Origin of the sequence: Caballeronia arationis, assembly GCF_001544975.2 — a bacterium.
Lineage (GTDB): Bacteria > Pseudomonadota > Gammaproteobacteria > Burkholderiales > Burkholderiaceae > Caballeronia > Caballeronia arationis.
Genome location: NZ_FCOG02000122.1, coordinates 1 through 17,114, shown reverse-complemented (window position 1 = coordinate 17,114; position 17,114 = coordinate 1). Strand labels below are relative to the sequence as shown.

Sequence of the window (17,114 nt, the reverse complement as noted above, 5' to 3'; positions counted from 1 at the left end):
TTCATCCAGTTCACGTTCCCATGCTTTAGCAATCTCTTTCATAGTCCTATACAAAGTAGTTGTACTAACGTAGTATATGAAAAAATAACTACGGCTGTAGTGTTAGACATGCCCAGAGTCATTGCGCCAATAAGCACTGCCCCGGGTAGGGGCAGCGCTAAGAACCAGAAGAAAAGAGATTCGACCGCACCTTGCCTCGAAAAATATAATACTGGTAGAGGTTATACCCAATCATGACAGGAAAAATCAAACCAATACCGATCAGCATGAACACAAGCGTCGCCGAATCAGACGCTGCCTCTACAACGCCGAGCTTCCCCGGAACGAAGTCAGGGAACAGGCTTATCGCCAGCCCGGCGAACGACAGCACGAACAAAGTAACCGAAGCACGAAACGGCCCGCGCGAGCTGCCCAGATACAGCGATGCCATGATGAAAGCAAAAGCGATCGCGGCAGCCGCACCAAGCGCGATCAACAGATGAAACACTCCGGGCTGCGTCCACCGATCGTGCCCGACCTCGCTGATCAACCACGTCGCGGCAGTCAGCACCACGGCCGCCGCCACGGTGACGAAAGCACTCAGCAACGCCAGACGCCGTGCCCATTGCTCGATCGTTCCCACCGTCTCATCGCGCCATTCGTACGCGAATCTGACCGCGATGCGATTGTCCGTGAAGGCCCAAAGCTCCTTGATCAGGCGATATTCCAGTTCGCGGTCCCACTTGCGCCGCAGGAACGGAACGATTCGGGTCATTGGTTCCGGTCGTTCGGCAACGAGAACTGGCAGTTCGGCGAAAACGGTCTGATGGCTGTCCGTCACGCATGCATTAACGACATGCCGATTCAGGAGAGCGAACGCAAATTCTTTTGGGCACTCGGTCCGCGCCCCGACGATCATCCGGGACTCAGCAGTTTCGGGTTCTGAGGGGCAAGTTGTCGATCGGGTTGCACCTCGCATGCAGTGCGCCACGCCGCATTCGCGGCGTGGCGTCGAATCAGGGCGAGCTACGGTGTCGGCTTGCGCCTCCAAGTCAGGACTATCGCGTATCTACGCTTCGTCGGAACCGTCGGCTTACTGTGTTTCTGCAGTCGGCGTGCTCGAACGTATCCACACTCGGTTCTGCTAGCATCGGTCTGAAGTCCTGGTCGAAGTGGCACGATCTGCGGGACTCGATTCAGCGCAGGCGTGACGTATTGCAAAGCGGCGACGATGCCGATGACGTTCATGCCGAAGAACAAAGGGCCCCTAGCTTGGCATCGATTTCTGCCAGTGTGCTAGTGCCGAACCGAACCCGATAGCGCTTGCCCCAATATTGCAATTGATGCCGCGGAGCATCAGCATCGTTTTCACGCGTAGCTCCGTTGCACGTTCAATCCAGCGGCACGGTAAGCCGATCTATCGCGGTCCGTGTCTCGGGCCGAACACCGCGCCACCAATCGAAGGCTTCCGCTGCCTGTTCCACCAGCATGCCCACGCCGTCCGCGATGATGCGCACGCCCGCATTGCGCGCGAGCCGCAGGAAGGGCGTCAATCGCTTACCGTAAGCGAGTTCATAGGCCGCGCCTTCCGGGCTGAATACGCTGGGCGGAACCGAGGGCAGCTCGCCGGTGAGACTGGCCGAGGTTGCATTGACCACCAGGTCGAAGCGTCCCATCGCTTCGAGATCCCCGTAAGCGCAGGCAAGAAGGGGGCCGCGTCCTTCGATCCTGGCCGCGAGCGCCTTCGCTTTCTCGACGTCGCGATTGACGATCACCATTTCCTGCGGCCCCGCCGCCAGGAATGGCAGCAACGCCCCGCGCGCGGCGCCGCCGGCACCGAGCATCAGCACCCGCTTGCCAGCCATCGGGAAGCCAAGGTTCACTTCGATGTCGCGCACGAGTCCGATCCCGTCGAAATTCTCGGCGATGATGCGGCCGCCTTCGAATTTCATCGCGTTGACGGCCCCGGCCAGTTCGGCGCGCTCGCTGCGTTCGTCTGCCATCGCGAACGCCTGCAGCTTGAACGGCGCGGTTACGTTCATCCCTTTGCCGCCGTTGGCGATGAACGCGCGCACGGTCTCAGCGAACGCGCCCTGCGGCTCCTGCGGACCTTCGATCGCCGTGTACGACAAGTCCTGCCGTGTCTCTTCCGCGAAGAGGCCATGAATCAGGGGAGATTTCGTGTGTCCGATCGGGTTGCCGATCACTGCGTACAGATCGCTCATCATGGCCTCACTTTCGAGTACAGCACACCGTCGGTTTGCATCGCGTCGATTTCGGCGGCATCGAAGCCCAGCGACTTCGCGACTTCCGCGTTGTGCTGGCCGAGGTCCGGGCCGACTTCGCGGATGGTGGTGTCGCAGTCGGAAAAACGGAACGGCAGGTTCGGCAGACGCAACGTACCGAAGCGCGGGTGTTCCTGCTCGACCACCATACCCCGCGCGATGATCTGCGGATCGGCGAGCACTTCGTCGATCCGTTGCACCTTGGCGCAAGGCACATCGATGCTGTCGAGCAGACTCAGCACGTCGGCGACCGGCCGCGCGGCGACCCAGGGTTTCGCCACCGACAGGATGTCCAGGCGATTCGAATTGCGACCGTTGAGGGTGTGGAATCGCGTGTCGGTACCGAAGCCAGCCGGGCCGCCATGCGCCTCGACCAAAGCGGCGAAACGCTTCCACGCGTCGTCCACCTGTGCGGCGATCACGAGATCGCCGTCCGCCGCACGAAACACGCCGTAGAGCGTCGACGTCGGCATATCGTGACCTGTCTGCTCAGGGACGATGCCCTGCATCGTGTAGCACTGCACCGCGTATTCATGCATCGAAACGAGCGTGTCGTACAGCGCCATGTCGATATGCTGTCCCCGGCCGCTCTTCACGCGACCGAGCAGCGCCGCGTTGATCGCCGCGACGGCGTGAATGCCGGTGTACATGTCGCCGAGGGATATGCGCATCAGGGGCGGCGGCTCCCCCGGTGTGCCGATCATCTGCATGATCCCGCTCTTCGCTTCGGCGATCAGACCGAAGCCGGCGCGATGCGCATCGGGTCCGGTATGGCCGTATGCCGAGATCGAGCAGTAGATGAGACCCGGATTGCGCGCGGACAGTTCGTCGTAACCGAGCCCGAGCTTCTTCAGCGCACCCGGCCGATAGTTCTCGACGAACACGTCCGCCGAGTCGCACAGGCGCTGCATGAACTCCTTGCCGCGCGGATCGCGCATATTGACGCTGACACCGCGCTTGCCCATGTTGAGTTGCAGGAAGTAGGCGCTCTGTTCATCGTCGAGCACGGTGGCGTGCTGACGGCCCGCGTCGCCGCTGCCAGGACGTTCGACCTTGATGACTTCGGCGCCGAGCGCCGCGAGACAGCGCCCGACATACGGACCCGCCAGAAAGTGGCTGTAGTCGACGACGCGAATTCCTTCGAGAGGACGTGCTTGCATCAGAATGCTCCCGGACGGCGCGGCACCATCAGACGATGCTCGCCATGCTGGACGACCTGGCCGTCCCGATTGATCAGATCCGACGGCAGCACGACGATGCCCCAGTCAGGACGGCTCTTGCTCGCGCGCATCGAACCGACGCGGAACTTCACGTGCAGCACGTCGTTCACCTTGATCGGCAGGTTGAAGTCCCACGTCCAGCCGAGCGACATGCCGGGCAGGAAGCGGTAGTCGCTCTGGGTCTTGAGCCCATCGGCGATGGACAGGCCAAACAGACCGTGCGCAACGATCGAACCGAAGTGGCTCGCGTTCGCGTATTCCTCGTCCACGTGCACAGGCGTGTGATCGCCGGTGAGGTCCGCATAAGCCAGAATCCGTTCCTTGGTGACCGTGTAAGTCGGGCTCACGCACTCGTCGCCTTCGTGGGCGTCGTCCCAGTATTTATCGATAATCGTCATGTCATGCCTCCGCACGCGGGTTGATCGACAGCGCCTGTGCCACGCACGAGGCGGGCTTCGCCTGAATCAGTTCGACGGCGAGGCCGTCCGGCAGGCGAATCCAGTTGCGTCCCTGCTGCATTTCGGTGACCTCATACCGTTGCGCCGCAGCGAGCGCTGCTTCCAGGTCTTCACACATCACGCCCAGATGCGCGAGCCGTCCTTCGGGACTCTCGTAGTCCGGCTTGTGAATGAATTGAACACCGCCGAGCGTCCAGTACTGCCGGGGTTCGTCGGCGGTGCCGTCGACTTCGCGCATCGTCATGCCGAGCACGTCTTCGAAGAAGCGAATGTGCCAGTGGATGTCCTTCACCCAGATGGCGACGTGCTCCAGATAGGCCTTGCTGCCGTTCATGCGGTTGTCTCCCTATGTTGTCGGTCAGTCATGGCGCGCTCGATGCCCTTGATGCAAGCGACCAGCGTCGTGTTGACGGGAGTCGGCACGCCGTGCCGTTGTCCCCAGCGCACGACAGCGCCGTTGATAAAGTCGATTTCGGTGATGGAGCCTTTTTCGAGGCTTTGCAGCATCGAAGTCTTGAAGGCGGGGGAAAGGCCTTCGCCAGCGAGTGTCCACGCGCGCTCGGGATCGGTGGTGGAGAGGGTCACGCCAGCGGCTTGGGCAACCGCCATCGCTTCGGCGACTGCCGCGAGCGCAGCATTCTTCAGAAGCGGCTCATCGTAGAGCTGGCCGTAGGTCAGTCCGGTGGTGCCTGTCAGCGCGCCTGTCGCGACATTGACGAGCAACTTGTCCCACATCGTGCCGACGATGTTGTCGCTGACAGTGGTGACCAGTCCGGCGGCGTTAAAGGTTTCGGCGATCGCGGTCACGCGAGCGCTGATCCGGCCGTCGAGTTCACCGATGTAAGTCGCCTTGCCGGTGACGCCAGATTCGATGTGGCCCGGGTCTCGCATCACTCCGCCGACGTAGGTCTTGCCGGCCAGCACGCGCCCGCGACCGACGATGTCCGCCAGTACATCTTCGTGCCCAAGGCCGTTTTGCAACGACAGGACAATAGTGTCGGGTCCGATCAGTTCCAGGGCGCCGCGCATCGCCGCGTAGGTGTGGAACGACTTGACCAGCACGACAACCAGATCGACGGCGCCAGCGTCGGCGGCTCGCGTCGTTGCCTGTACTTTCACGCGACGCGAGCCATTCGCATCGTCCACCCGCAGACCGTGACGCCGCATGGCTTCCACGTGCTCCGCCGAGCGGTTCAGCAGCCAGACCTGGTTGCCGCCTTCCGTGAGCGCTGCGCCGATGGCGCAGCCCAGAGCACCCGCACCTAGAATCGCAATCTTCACTGTCGTCTCCTTAATCTGGAGATCAAGATACGATTCGGTGCTCATATTGACAATGCAATGGATACAATGACGTCATTGCGACAGACAATATCGCTATGAATCCAGCGGAACTGCCCGATCTGAAACTACTGCAGCTTTTCGATCTTCTCTACGACGTTCGCAGTGTCACGCGCGTTGCGGAGCAACTCGGACAGAGTCAGCCGACAGTCAGCATCTGGCTGGGACGTTTGCGGGAGCATCTGCGAGACCCACTGTTCATACGAACGCCTGGCGGCATGGCACCGACGCCGCAAGCCGATGCGCTGATCGGTCCGTGCCGGGAGATTCTCGAATCGCTGCGGCGCTTTGCTGCGTGGGAAATTGCCTTCGATCCCACCACCGCGAAGCGGCGGTTCCGCATCTGCATGACCGACGCGAGCCACATCACGCTTCTTCCTCGAATGCTGGCGCACGTGCGCGCGCAGGCGCCGGGGATCCGCCTCGAAGCCGCCAGGATTGACGGCAATACGGAACGCGCGCTGGAATCGGGTGAGGCAGACCTTGCAATCGGTCACGTGCCCTGGCTCGGCGGCGGCATCTACCAGCAGCAGCTATACACGCAGGACTGGGTGTGTCTCATGAACAGGCATCATCCGCGCGTGCGTGGAGAGCTTGGGCTTAAGCAGTACCGCACGGAAGGCCATGTCGCCATCGCGGCAGGAACCGGGGCGCAACTGCTGGAGCAGGCGCTAGTGCGCGAGCACGTTGAGCGGGATGTCGTACTTGAGCTGCCGGGTTTTCTGGGGCTCGGGGCCATCATCAAGAGCACCGATCTGATAGCCACGTTGCCGCGGCATATTGGCGATACGCTGGCGAAGGTCAACGACCTGTCGGTGCATCCGTGTCCGATATTGGTGGAGGGATTTGCGGTGCGGCAGTACTGGCACGCCCGCTATCACCACGAAGCGGGAAATCGCTGGCTGCGCGATCTGGTGGCTCAGTTGTTCAGCAGTTTGCGGTGACCTTGCGCGTGGCTGCGGTTGTCGTAGCGCGCGGGGAGGCTCTAACCGCCGGGCTTCGCCTAGGACGCCGCGCGGGTCGCCTGACTATCTGTACGGCGCGGAGCTTGGGAACGCATCGCGCCTTTTGCATTCGACTTGGGCAATTTCGCGTTGCGGGTGGCAGTTGCCGAGGCGCCCAATACCGAATCGCTGGATCCCGGGCTCTCGACAATGACGCGTGCGTCGAATCCTGATTTCGGAGCCCGGTTGACTGTGTTAGATGCCCCACGCCGGAGCGTCTAACCTTATGCTGTGCGCTTTATCTTAAGTCGGCTGAAATGGTGGCAGGGGAAGAACATCACCATCGATAAAAGCGGTCGCGCATCGGACCGCGAACTGGAGCGCCCCGTCTGCGTTTGCAAATATGCCTAACTTCCCCAAGGACGTCGCGTGACCGTCCTCTTCCAATATCAATGCGGATGCAACGAAGGCGTTGCCCAGAGGCGTGACAGACAGTTCCAACGGTACTCCACGGTGATAGAAGTTCATACGGTCCCCTCCAAGGATCGTGGGTGTGGCACGGCTTATAGCGCGAGCATGTGCGTGATGGACGCGCAAACCGTACGTCAACCAGTTCGGCGTCGGCGGTCGGGCAGTGGAAAGTGTGGCTCGCAAATAGGCTAGCGAGGCATCATTCGGAAGGCGGCGTTTTCCGATGATCGATTTCGGCCATGCCATAAGCGAATGCATAGCGCACAGCGCCTATCGAGCTCGCGAATGTTCCCAGCGCCCCACTGCGGCGTTGCACACCGCTCGGATCGCGGACGACAAGCGTCGCCGAGAAGACCTCGCGGTCCGTTACCGCGATCGCGCTAAGCAAATGTCCCTTGTACGTGACATTGTTCATATGATGCATTGTTGTTCTCTCTCAGGTTCTGTGGCTGCCAGTAAGTGCTCTGCGGCACTTCGGTGCGCGGTAGCGATGCCATGCACACGGCAGGTAAGAGTAACTGCTCAGTTTTTGTCCGACTCGTATTTTTAACTTTATTACAGTTATTCTGAGACCGCTTAAAACAGACAAAACTTCGCAAATGTCCCGCACTGCTGGGGACATAGTAAAAATGACGGGGCAGCTGTGCGGTACTTGGCACGAGGTATTTGTGGCGCAGGCACAGGCCGAGCTGCGCGCGCGAGGTCGAAGCCGCCGATGGAATCGGACGGCGAGCAGGACTGCAATGACAGAGCGCCAGCGTCTCTCGAACGATGCCGGCCCGGAAACGCTCACTACCGAGCGCGGTTATACGACCAAGGATTTCACGGCCTGCGCGCGCATGTGCAGCGCTGGCGACTGCGAGCGTCCGCGAATGATCGGCCCCCGCCAGGCACTTACTACTAGCCCGCACCCATGCGCGTCTTATCGACGAACCTCTCTGTCGCATCGTCAATCTTGCGGCCTTTGCGGCCGGCTGGCCGATGCACGTACAGCACTTTCACGTCGGTTTGCTCAGACGACGCCACGGGCGGTGTCATCGAGTAACGCACTTCGCGCGCGTGGTCGCTCAATTGCAGGTTCGGATTGAACACCGAGTTGAAACGCCACAACATTCGCACGAAGTTGGTTTGACCGCGCATCAACAGATGGGCCGCCTCGCCGACTGCGCCACGCAGCGCAGTCCAACCGAGATGTTTGCGGTTGAGCACCTGCTGCGTGCGTACCAGTTCTGTGTAGAACTCGGGCAGCGGCAACTTCGTCGGCAGGACCGCGTGCTGGATGTCGTAAAGCCGGTAGTCGAGGCTCGTCAGTTGACGATGCTCGCGCAGCCAGATTTCGGTGCCCGGATACGGCGTGTTCACGCTGATGTTGACGATTTCGGGAATCTCCAGACACCACTGCCGGATTGCTTCGAAACGGTCGTGATCCCAGTCGGGATCGGCGATCAGATTGATGGCGACCGTGATGCCGAGCGAGCGCGCGAACGCAAGCGCTTCGAAGTTCTTGTCGAGATCGATGCGCTTGCGAAATGCCTTGAGCCCTTCGGCATCGATCGCCTCCATACCGATGAACATGTATTGCAGACCCAGCTTGCGCCAGTACTCGAAGACTTCCTTGTTGCGCAACAACACGTCGCCGCGCGTCTCGAGGTAGTACTTCTTGCGGATGCCCCGGCGTTCGATCTCGCGTCCAATCGCCATTCCGTGATCGGCATGCACGAACGCGACATCGTCGACAATGAACACGCCCGGCTCGCGAATCGACGCCAGTTCGTCGGCGACCACTTCAGGGCTGCGTGAGCGATAGCTGCGTCCGTAGAACGTCCATGCGCTGCAGAATGTGCAATCCCAGGGGCAACCGCGCGCGAATTCGATCGACGCGCATGGATCCAGCACGCCGATAAAGTACTTGCGCCGATGCCTCAGCAGATCGCGCGCGGGCCGAATCTGATCGAGGCTCTCGGCGAAGCTCGCTGGCGGCCCTTCGCCGTCGCGCGTGACCACGCCCGGTGTCGCCAGTAGTTCGCCGCGACGCGTGACGGCATCGAGCAGTTCGACAACCTTTGCCTCGCCTTCGCCTTTCAGCACGCAATCGATCGCCCCGTCGGCGTGCTTCAGCAAATCGGGGGCCGTGAACGACGCGCTATGCCCACCGACGAAAACGAAGCAATCTGGCCATTGCGCCTTGATCGACTTCGATAGATCGATGATTTCAGGGATGTTGGCAAGGTAGTTGCAGGAGAAGCAGACGGCGTCGGGGCGCCATCTGCGCATCAGCTTGTCAAGATCGCGATGCGATTCAACCTGCAGGTCGATCAGCCGAACTTCGTGGCCGGCTTCGCGAATGACGGCTGCGACCGTCTCCAGCCCGAGCGGTTCGAGACGCAGGAACACGCGCGTGTACATCAGGCCACTGGGGTGAACAGCGAGCACCTTCATGCGATCTCCTTGCAGAGACGGCGCGTCCATCTGATGACCGAACGAGCCGGGCTTTCAACCTATGCATTCCTCTGATGCCACCGCAGGGTGGCTCATGAGGATTCTACTTTCGATTTCTTCCATGCGCTCATGAACGCTCCGTGGCTCGATGGTGAAGATTTCTGGGAGCACCGGGGAGGGTCACGCGTCTGACATTTTCGCCGTCTCTGATGTCTGTCACGCCGTTCTTCGCGGATCTACGCTGGCACACGCACAAGCGCCCTGTCTCTCGTGCGAGTGCGTCCCTGTAGCAGGCACACCGTTAGCGCCAGGCTCCTATTGCGGGTTTGTCATCGATCGCCATCTCCTCCACAGGATAATCGGCAACTTGGAACTATACTGGTGCACTTGGAGGCTTCAATGGCCGATCACGACAGACTGCATCCGCTACGTCCGCTCCTGAAAAACTGGGTTTGGGAGCATGGTCGAATCGGGACTCGCTATTTGGACTGCGTCGATGGCATAGTCAAATTTGACGAAGGCAAGAAATCGCATTTCGCAGCCGAAAAATACATCTACGTGCCCCTTGGTAAAGACGCTCAAGACGTAGTATCTGAGGATGGTCCTGCGATCCACGAGACGGGACTTGCCCGGTTTTTGCGCGCTGCGCAGCTGGGCGTGCCAGAGGAAGCGGGTTCTGCAGCGGAGGTTCAACGCGCAGTGCAGGACTGCGTTGAACTCGCTCTGTTCAGCGAGTATCAATTGGAGGCTAGAGAGGCATTTGCCCGCTACGAGCAGGAACCAATGTTCGAGGACGAGATCCGCGCGGCGGTCGTCGACGACATCCGGCGTATTTACGCCGGCAAGCCGGAACAACTGGCGCTGTGCGATTTCAGTGTGCTTTACGGCTTGCCCATACCGCTGCTCATCAGCGAGACGCCCTTCATCGACTGGCGCGTGCGCGCCAGCCCGGCACTTCCGTTTGTATCGCTTCCGCTGGGACCTTACTGCCTTCTGGTTGGTGCGCCGTCGGGCAGGCGAAGCCGAATCGGGCCGGTGGTCTGGAAGGCTGCTACCGCGATGGGTCCGTTGAAGGACCACAACCGACGGATTGCGGAGCGGGCACGTCTGTGGCTGGTGGCGACTACTGATGACCAACTCGTCGCTGCACAAAGCCACATTGCTGCGGCGAGGGGCCCCAGGCAAGAGGATGCGAAGCGCTAACCGTGACGGGAAGCAGACGGTCGGCGGCGGGTGAAACTTGAGCAGTAGCCCGTTTGCTCGTCGGGTCGCTGCTGGTCTATAAGTGTCGCGGGATCGCCTGCGTACGTGGCGATGCGGCAACATCTCCGTGCGGCCATGAGGCGTCGTTCATCGATCGCAATGCACGGACATTCAGACGGTGGATGCCGCCCAGTTAGCGGCCATTCGATCGTGGTTATCGACCGTGCACTCATGCGATGCGTGCAAAGCCGCACGCCGTTCGCGCCTGTCGCCTGCTGCCATAGCGTGAGCGAAGAAAAATCTTATCTGCCATCGACCGGTTCCCTCCGCGCATTCCGGCGCAGCACGTCCGCAGGCACACCGAAAGTCCGGAGAAATGCGCGGCGCATGCGCTCTCGGTCCGCAAAGCCCGATTCTTCTGCCACCACATTGATGGTGTGGCGTCCCTGTTCAATCATGAACCTGGCCGCTTCAAGCCTGAGTTGCTCCACGGCTTTGGCCGGCGGCAGACCGGTTTCGGCGAGAAACGCGCGGCTGAATTGACGGGGGCTGAGATTTGCCACAGCCGCAAGCTCCTCGACGGTCAGGGCATCGCGTAGATTCCGACGGATGTGCGCTAAGACCAATTCGATGCGATCAGACTTCGGCGTCATGTCGAGCAACGCAGAATGTTGCTTTTGCCCTCCTAGCCGGCGTTGATTCATGACGAGAAGCCTGGCAACCATCTTTGCGGCGTCGGGGCCCAGGTCGTGGTCGATCAATGCCAGAGCGAGGTCGATACCAGCCGTCATTCCCGCCGAGGTCCAGTACGGACCATCGTTGACGAAGATCCGGTCTTCGTCCGTCGTGACTTGCGGAAAGCGGACCCTGAATTCGGCCGCATGGGCCCAGTGCATCGTTGCCCGTCGGCCATTCAGAAGCCCGGCTTCGGCGAGAACGAATGCGCCGCTGCAGATGGAGGCAGTCCGTCTCGATGCTTTGGCGGCTTCCTGCACGAACGCAATCAAGGTGGGACCGAAAGGAGGCATCTTCACTTCGGTGATGGAACCGACGATGATCGTGTCGAAAGAGGGGTCACCGAACTTTTCGGTTTCCAACGTCATGCCGGCCGACGACTGAACCGGACCGCCATGTTCCGACAGCAAATGAATGTCATAGCACGGGCCCGTTGGGGGGAGATTTGCTAACTCGAACGCCGTCAGGGCCGCGAGACTCATCAACTGAAACCTTTCCGGCACGATGAAACCGATCCGATGCATGCCTGACTCCTGCGGTCTGGAATTTCACAGCCAGCGAACGCGGGTACCATCGCGCGCGTCGCCCTCCCGAGGACGCGGTTCCAGCGTCACGGAGTGAACGTCATAAATGGTGGCAATAACGACATACATGCTAACGGCCCCAGGCGGTAAGGTACAAGCGCTTTCCTTTACCACCTCGTGCCGAGCGTAAGGATCACCGCCATGTCGAAAATCATCCGTGCCGCAGCCGTTCAGATAGCGCCAGTCCTCTACAGTCGGGAAGGCACCGTCGATAAGGTCGTCCAGAAAATATTGGACCTAGGCAAGCAGGGGGTTCAGTTCGCGACTTTTCCGGAAACCGTTGTCCCTTATTACCCATACTTTTCTTTCGTCGAGGCGCCCTACGCCATGGGAGCCGAGCATTACAGGCTGCTCGAGCAGGCAGTCGTGGTGCCGTCGGATACGACCGCTGCGATTGGTGAGGCGGCCCGTCAGGCGAGAATGGTGGTGTCGATCGGCGTGAACGAACGCGACGGCGGAACGCTTTACAACACCCAACTTCTGTTCGACGCTGACGGCAGGCTGGTGCAGCGCCGCCGCAAGCTCTCGCCGACCTATCACGAGCGCATGGTCTGGGGAATGGGCGACGGATCGGGCTTGCGCGCAATCGATACAGCCGTGGGCCGCGTTGGTCAGCTCGCCTGCTGGGAGCACTACAACCCGCTTGCGCGCTACGCGCTGATGGCCGATGGAGAGGAAATCCATTCAGCGATGTATCCGGGTTCGTTCGCCGGCGACCTCTTCTCCGAGCAAATCTCCGTCAACATCCGTCAGCATGCCCTGGAGGCCGGCGCTTTCGTCGTCAACGCGACGGCCTGGCTCACTCCCGAACAGCAGCAGCGGATTCTGCAGGACACCAATACGACCGACCTCGGCCCGATCTCCAGTGGCTGTTTTACTGCCATCGTTTCGCCCGAGGGAGAATACATGGGTGGGCAGCCGTTGCGAGAGGGCGAGGGCGAGATCATCGCGGATCTCGATTTTTGGCAGATCGACAAACGCAAGCGCATGATGGACTCGCGCGGCCATTACAGCCGGCCTGACGTGCTCGCGCTCGTGATTGACCGTACCCCGAGGACGCACGTCGTGGAGCGATCGCAGCTCACGTCGGCCGAAGAGGCAGTCAAGGATCTGGAAGTACTCGGCTAGGCGGGGCATCGAACCACCGTGCCGTTCCCAAACTGAACGCCTCTCTACCGTGACCTTTTCGACCCTGTTCATCGCTTATCTCGTGGCGGTTGCCGCCGCGACCGCGATCGTGGCCCGGACGTGGCTTGACTCCCGCGAAGCGATCACGACGCTCAGCGTCCTGGCGGTCTGGCTCGCGTTTACTGGCTGGCTGGGCTTTACAGGTATTGTCGGGCAGCGTGTCGACAAGTTTCCTCCTGGAATCGCTCTGCTCACGGTTCCGGTCCTGATCGTGATGCTTGCTCTCGTGCTGACCCATAGCGGCGCCGTACTCGCGCGGAGGATTCCGCTCAGCATGCTCATTGGTTTTCAGGTCTACCGTGTCGGCGTGGAATTCTCTTTGCACCATCTTTCGAGTCTCGGTCTTGCGCCGCGATTGATGACCCTCGAGGGCGGCAACATCGAGATTCTCGTGGCCGTCACCGCGCCCGTAGCGGCGTGGCTCGTTTCACGCGGCACACCCGGTCGTCGGATCGCCTGGCTTTGGAACGTGATCGGAATACTATCGCTCGCGAACATCGTCGCGCGTGCGGTGTTGACGGCGCCGGGCCCGCTTCGACTCATCGATGCGGAACCACCCGGCACCGCGATCCTGATATTTCCGTTCACGTTCATCCCGGGGTTCATGGCGCCCCTTGCGCTGGCGCTACATATCCTCGCATTCCGGGCGTTTCCGGCCTCGATTTTTCCCTCATCACGCAGGAACAGAGAGAATGGACTTCCATGAGGTGATGCTCGAACGCAACGCCAACTTCGCCAGGACCGAATTCGCGCCGGAACTCAAGATGATGCCATCGACGGGAACGATCGTAGTCGGGTGCGTCGACCCCCGCGTCGATCCTGCGAACGTGCTGGGGCTGAAGCTAGGAGAAGCGGCAGTGATCCGTAACGTCGGTGGCCGGGTCAGCCACGCGTTGCTCGAAACGCTGGCAGTGTTGAGCGTCGTCGGCGCAGCAGCCGGACGTCCTGGTGGCCCACGCAATCTCGTTCTGCTTCAGCATACCGATTGCGGCATCATCGGCTGTCACCGGCATGATCCTGCGCTGCTTGCAAGATATCTTGGTGTCGAGAAAGTCGCTCTGGACGACCTGGCGATCACCGATCCCTACAAGGCTGTCGCGTTCGATGTCGCAGCGCTCAGGTCGAACTCCGATTTGGCCGACGGCGTGATGGTGTCCGGCTTGGTCTACGACGTGAAAACCGGTCGGGTTCAAATCGTGGTGCCTCTGGCGCCTCTTCGGGCAACCGTCGTGTGACGACGAGAGCAGGACTTTGGTCTCTCTATCTGGTTATTGGTGCCACCGGTGTCACCGGCGACACGGGCAGCGCCGCCATTGTTGGGGCACTGATGTTCAGCATTAAAAGGCCGAGCTCGTTTCAGCCTGAATGAAGTCACCAGGCTACCTTAGCTGATGGAATCGCATTTCAGAATCCGAGCGGTACAACTGATGGCTCAAGCGTTTGCCGCAGTCGTGCAGAGGTGCGATGACTGGAGAGGCCCAGTAAATTGGCTACCTCCTCGTCAGTCTTGCCCGCTTGGAGATGTCGGCGCGCGTAGGTGTTTCTCAAAAGTCGCGGACTCATGTCTGCGGCCGTCATGTTCACCGAAAGCATCGCGATCCGCACGCATTTTCCGAGCGTGTCATCCTTCATCGGCTTTCCGGCAGCGGTCGCCAGAAACAACCACTCACTTTGACAGGGCAGCGTCGCTCGTGCGTCGTAGTACTCCCGCAGGACGTCGAGCGCGAAAGGTTCGAGTGGAACCCTGCGAGCGATCCTCGGACCGCGCTTTTGCACCAGCACGTCTGGCCGGATTCCGTAGATATCGAGGTCGGAAAGGCGGAGGTAACGGCACTCGGCAGCAGTGATGCCGGCGCCCAAAAACGTCGCAACTATGGCCGTGTTGCGCAGCGACTTGAAGTCCGTCTCCGGTCGCAGCACGCAAGCCGATTGCAACCGACGATCATCCGCGAGCGAAAGGTAGATTGGCGTGGGTTCGTCCTCGGGCCACGTCTCTGAAGCAAGCATTTGGGCCGCAGGGTTAGCCAAGCGTAGTTCCATGGCGACCAGATGTCGAACGAGCCGATCGATGAGCTTCAGATACCTCAGCCGTGTCGTTGTGCCCGGGGCGCAGTCCCTTGCGAGTTCTTCAAAAAAACCGTTGATATGATCTGATCCGAACGTCGTCAGAGCCTGGCCATGGGCGATGAGGAATCGATTGAAGCGCGCAAACATCGCGCAGTGTTGAACGATTGATTGTTCGGCGAAAGCTCGGCGGTCGGCGCCGGCTGCTTCGGTGCGCTGCCACTGCGCATATGCTGCTTCGGGATCGCTCGTCCAGAGTGCCAGGGTCATAAATCAATATACTGAATTGGCAATATCGTCAGGATACGCGAAGCTGACGCTTCGTCAAAAACCAGTTTTCAAATGATAGTCTCGTCACCCTGCGCTCCTCTGCCCTCCGTCTCAATTAGCTTGAGAGCAATAATCTCGTCTGCGTGACCATGAAATTGCTCTGCAACGATCATCGTGAGATGGACAAGCTCGCCCGTCGCTGCCGATGCGCTGTTGGTGCGCCGCTGCCAGCACGTCGTTGCTTTGGAAAGTCAATATGCCGGAACTGACCATTGAGATGAACCTGCGCTTCCAACTCTCTTGCCGTAGCGCAAACCGGCGACTGCGCACCTACCGCGAAATGTTCTCCGAAAGCGGCCGTCACATGAACTGCGCCTTTCGGTGAAGGGCAGGTTGCGGTGCCAGCAACTACGGACAGGAGTCGGCCATAAACCGGCGATCACCCCTGCGAATTGAACGACCATTGGGGAGCCTTAACGAGACGCCCGTAGCCCGTATTTACCGCAGCGAATGTGTGCTGATGCGTCGCGAACTGTTAGCGTCAGCACCGGCCAATCCCGATTCGCTGAATTGCATCGATGCGGTCCGAGAACTGTGCCGTTTCGGTCTTCGTCTGCTGCGGTTGGCAGGCCCGCAACGCAGGTCAAGCCGCAAGCAGATAACCGGTCATCGACGGTCGTGCGATCCGGGGCGGAAATACGCACCAGCGGCCGTCATCGTGCCGAAAGAAAAAGATTGAACGCGAGCCGCTTGGAGCAGATGCCTCGACATGGACGTAAGGCCGCTTGTCTCCCTGCATACGACCAAACTGGACTACATGGATCCGCGCGGTTGGAGCAGGGGCAAGCCACTTTTCTACCAGATAATGCAGGGACGTCTCGGTGGTGTTCATGACCCTCTCCTTCGACCGCGCCCTCGGTCACGCTGTCGGTAGCTCAAGTGCGGCGACAGAAGCACGGTGCGAGGGGATGACTGCAGAGTAGAGCGGACATACTATCTATGATAGTTAATGTTTTTAACAGTCACGATAGACCAAACGTTATGTATATCGGGGTCCATTAGCTTGGGTAGTGGTAGCTGTTCCGGCTCCGCATGTATGTCAGATGCGCTGAGATGGATAAGGCCGCACGAAGTCTAGCGCTCGCAACCTCGCCGTGAAACAAGTTAGTACTCTCGAAGCAGGGGCGGCCTTTCGGCGATAACCCTCCATTACCGCGGCAACCTTCAACTCGGTTGCCGCTGACTTCGGTTGGTTTAGCGCTGGCCATATTCGTGCGCACAACGCTGGAGAGTATTGCTGCGGTGCCGAAGCGCTCGTGCGCGACGCAGTCTGCCTCGACTCATCAGGCCGCAGGCGGTCACAAGCTGTCGTTCACTCTTCATGCCTCACGACGGACATTGGAAAGATTCGCCAGGCGAATATAAATGCCTCGCGGGATGCCCGTTAGTTCACCCGCAGCACTGGCGGCGGCGTCCATGTTCCATCGAGAATGGCCGCTTTAGGCCAATAGGCGCGGATGTAAAGCGAAAACTCATCCTTGGGCGCCGGCACCCAGTTCGATTCTTTGTCGCTTCCTGGGGACTCGTTCTGAAAGTACAGCGTGAGCGAGCCGTCCGGATTGTATTTCAGCGACTTGTTTTTAGTGCCGAGCGAGAAGCGGTTCAGTCTGTTCGCCTCGAAAAGATGTTCCTTGTTGTACACCGTCAACGACCAGAAGCCATTGACGGGCGGTACAACGGGCGGTACAGCGCCTTTTGCGAAAGTGACCGTATAGCGGCTTACGCCTGAAAGGCGCTGACCCGTCGAATCGAAATCGGTGTAGATGTAGCGCGTTTCTTCTGGCGCGTTATCGTACATAGTCGGTCTTGCAGAATCGCGCGAAGCCAAGCGCAGCGTGCGGATAGGTGCAGATAAGCAGTTGCGAAACTCCCAGTT

15 protein-coding genes and 3 pseudogenes are annotated in these 17,114 nt (G+C 60.1%); 6 read left to right on the top strand and 12 right to left on the bottom strand.

Annotated elements, in window-relative coordinates:
- Window positions 1-157: 157 nt before the first annotated feature.
- Both AWB81_RS45105 and AWB81_RS47380 read right to left on the bottom strand, forming a co-directional pair.
- Window positions 158-628 (bottom strand): annotated as a pseudogene (locus AWB81_RS45105) (cytochrome d ubiquinol oxidase subunit II); the annotation flags it as partial.
- Window positions 623-745: pseudogene (locus AWB81_RS47380) on the bottom strand (DUF1348 family protein); the annotation flags it as partial. The pseudogenes AWB81_RS45105 and AWB81_RS47380, both read right to left, overlap by 6 nt.
- On the opposite strand from AWB81_RS47380, the pseudogene AWB81_RS47375 reads away from it, so the two are divergent.
- A pseudogene (locus AWB81_RS47375) lies at window positions 707-925 on the top strand (DUF1348 family protein); the annotation flags it as partial. The pseudogenes AWB81_RS47380 and AWB81_RS47375 sit on opposite strands and share 39 nt — an antisense overlap.
- A 445-nt stretch (window positions 926-1,370) precedes the next feature.
- Here AWB81_RS47375 and aroE read toward each other — a convergent pair.
- From aroE to AWB81_RS34170, 5 genes are read right to left on the bottom strand one after another with little or no spacing between them, the layout of a single operon-like run.
- Complete coding sequence (gene aroE / locus AWB81_RS34190) at window positions 1,371-2,204, bottom strand: shikimate dehydrogenase (RefSeq protein ID WP_062641901.1); 834 nt, start codon at window positions 2,202-2,204, stop codon at window positions 1,371-1,373.
- Window positions 2,204-3,424 (bottom strand): CaiB/BaiF CoA transferase family protein, encoded by a 1,221-nt coding sequence (locus tag AWB81_RS34185; RefSeq protein WP_062641899.1) that lies wholly within the window; start codon window positions 3,422-3,424, stop codon window positions 2,204-2,206. The genes aroE and AWB81_RS34185 overlap by 1 nt, the downstream gene beginning before the upstream one ends.
- Window positions 3,424-3,882 carry a MaoC family dehydratase gene (locus AWB81_RS34180; RefSeq protein ID WP_062641897.1) on the bottom strand — a complete coding sequence of 153 codons (459 nt, stop codon included), beginning with the start codon at window positions 3,880-3,882 and terminating at the stop codon, window positions 3,424-3,426. Before AWB81_RS34180 ends, AWB81_RS34185 begins: the two co-directional genes overlap by 1 nt.
- A 1-nt stretch (window position 3,883) precedes the next feature.
- Window positions 3,884-4,276: a VOC family protein gene (locus tag AWB81_RS34175; RefSeq protein ID WP_062641895.1), complete on the bottom strand. Its 393-nt coding sequence runs from the start codon at window positions 4,274-4,276 to the stop codon at window positions 3,884-3,886.
- Window positions 4,273-5,223 (bottom strand): ketopantoate reductase family protein, encoded by a 951-nt coding sequence (locus tag AWB81_RS34170; protein WP_062641904.1) that lies wholly within the window; start codon window positions 5,221-5,223, stop codon window positions 4,273-4,275. The genes AWB81_RS34175 and AWB81_RS34170 overlap by 4 nt, the downstream gene beginning before the upstream one ends.
- Before the next feature lie 95 nt (window positions 5,224-5,318).
- Between AWB81_RS34170 and AWB81_RS34165 the strand changes: the two genes are divergently transcribed.
- The gene (locus AWB81_RS34165) at window positions 5,319-6,224 is read left to right on the top strand and encodes a LysR family transcriptional regulator (protein ID WP_062641893.1); all 906 of its coding nucleotides are present in this window, start codon (window positions 5,319-5,321) and stop codon (window positions 6,222-6,224) included.
- Between the two features lie 1,371 nt (window positions 6,225-7,595).
- Here the strand turns inward: AWB81_RS34165 and hpnR are convergent.
- Complete coding sequence (gene hpnR / locus AWB81_RS34150) at window positions 7,596-9,134, bottom strand: hopanoid C-3 methylase HpnR (protein WP_062641886.1); 1,539 nt, start codon at window positions 9,132-9,134, stop codon at window positions 7,596-7,598.
- Window positions 9,135-9,533: 399 nt separating this feature from the next.
- Here hpnR and AWB81_RS34145 point away from each other — a divergent pair, with 399 nt between their 5' ends.
- Entirely contained in the window at window positions 9,534-10,337 is an 804-nt protein-coding gene (locus AWB81_RS34145) for a hypothetical protein (protein ID WP_062641884.1), read from the top strand.
- Between the two features lie 302 nt (window positions 10,338-10,639).
- Here AWB81_RS34145 and AWB81_RS34140 read toward each other — a convergent pair whose 3' ends face one another.
- The gene (locus AWB81_RS34140; RefSeq protein ID WP_062641881.1) at window positions 10,640-11,596 is read right to left on the bottom strand and encodes a GlxA family transcriptional regulator; all 957 of its coding nucleotides are present in this window, start codon (window positions 11,594-11,596) and stop codon (window positions 10,640-10,642) included.
- Window positions 11,597-11,797: 201 nt separating this feature from the next.
- Here AWB81_RS34140 and AWB81_RS34135 point away from each other — a divergent pair, with 201 nt between their 5' ends.
- Genes AWB81_RS34135 through AWB81_RS34125 form a run of 3 tightly spaced genes read left to right on the top strand, consistent with a single transcriptional unit; the run spans window position 11,798 to window position 14,079 of the window.
- A complete protein-coding gene (locus AWB81_RS34135; RefSeq protein WP_062641879.1) occupies window positions 11,798-12,784 on the top strand; it encodes a nitrilase-related carbon-nitrogen hydrolase in 987 nt (328 codons plus the stop codon).
- A 49-nt stretch (window positions 12,785-12,833) separates the two neighbouring features.
- Window positions 12,834-13,550, top strand: a complete 717-nt coding sequence (locus AWB81_RS34130; RefSeq protein ID WP_062641876.1) for a DUF8737 domain-containing protein — start codon at window positions 12,834-12,836, stop codon at window positions 13,548-13,550.
- Window positions 13,537-14,079 (top strand): carbonic anhydrase, encoded by a 543-nt coding sequence (locus AWB81_RS34125; RefSeq protein ID WP_062641873.1) that lies wholly within the window; start codon window positions 13,537-13,539, stop codon window positions 14,077-14,079. The genes AWB81_RS34130 and AWB81_RS34125 overlap by 14 nt, the downstream gene beginning before the upstream one ends.
- Window positions 14,080-14,248: 169 nt before the next feature.
- Here the strand turns inward: AWB81_RS34125 and AWB81_RS34120 are convergent, their stop codons facing one another.
- From AWB81_RS34120 to AWB81_RS34110, 3 genes are all read right to left on the bottom strand, one after another.
- Entirely contained in the window at window positions 14,249-15,178 is a 930-nt protein-coding gene (locus AWB81_RS34120) for a tyrosine-type recombinase/integrase (RefSeq protein ID WP_062641870.1), read from the bottom strand.
- 643 nt (window positions 15,179-15,821) lie between these two features.
- Window positions 15,822-16,070 carry a hypothetical protein gene (locus tag AWB81_RS34115; protein ID WP_087135390.1) on the bottom strand — a complete coding sequence of 83 codons (249 nt, stop codon included), beginning with the start codon at window positions 16,068-16,070 and terminating at the stop codon, window positions 15,822-15,824.
- Between the two features lie 552 nt (window positions 16,071-16,622).
- The coding region (locus tag AWB81_RS34110; RefSeq protein WP_144444247.1) for a DUF1214 domain-containing protein at window positions 16,623-17,114 on the bottom strand (492 nt) is incomplete at its 5' end.

Excerpts from the sequence above, each read along its gene's own strand:
- aroE (WP_062641901.1), bottom strand. The coding sequence starts at position 2,204 with ATGAGCGATCTGTACGCAGTGATCGGCAACCCGATCGGACACACGAAA.
- AWB81_RS34185 (WP_062641899.1), bottom strand. The coding sequence starts at position 3,424 with ATGCAAGCACGTCCTCTCGAAGGAATTCGCGTCGTCGACTACAGCCAC.
- AWB81_RS34180 (WP_062641897.1), bottom strand. The coding sequence starts at position 3,882 with ATGACGATTATCGATAAATACTGGGACGACGCCCACGAAGGCGACGAG.
- AWB81_RS34175 (WP_062641895.1), bottom strand. The coding sequence starts at position 4,276 with ATGAACGGCAGCAAGGCCTATCTGGAGCACGTCGCCATCTGGGTGAAG.
- AWB81_RS34165 (WP_062641893.1), top strand. The coding sequence starts at position 5,319 with ATGAATCCAGCGGAACTGCCCGATCTGAAACTACTGCAGCTTTTCGAT.
- hpnR (WP_062641886.1), bottom strand. The coding sequence starts at position 9,134 with ATGAAGGTGCTCGCTGTTCACCCCAGTGGCCTGATGTACACGCGCGTG.
- AWB81_RS34145 (WP_062641884.1), top strand. The coding sequence starts at position 9,534 with ATGGCCGATCACGACAGACTGCATCCGCTACGTCCGCTCCTGAAAAAC.
- AWB81_RS34140 (WP_062641881.1), bottom strand. The coding sequence starts at position 11,596 with ATGCATCGGATCGGTTTCATCGTGCCGGAAAGGTTTCAGTTGATGAGT.
- AWB81_RS34135 (WP_062641879.1), top strand. The coding sequence starts at position 11,798 with ATGTCGAAAATCATCCGTGCCGCAGCCGTTCAGATAGCGCCAGTCCTC.
- AWB81_RS34125 (WP_062641873.1), top strand. The coding sequence starts at position 13,537 with ATGGACTTCCATGAGGTGATGCTCGAACGCAACGCCAACTTCGCCAGG.
- AWB81_RS34120 (WP_062641870.1), bottom strand. The coding sequence starts at position 15,178 with ATGACCCTGGCACTCTGGACGAGCGATCCCGAAGCAGCATATGCGCAG.
- AWB81_RS34115 (WP_087135390.1), bottom strand. The coding sequence starts at position 16,070 with ATGAACACCACCGAGACGTCCCTGCATTATCTGGTAGAAAAGTGGCTT.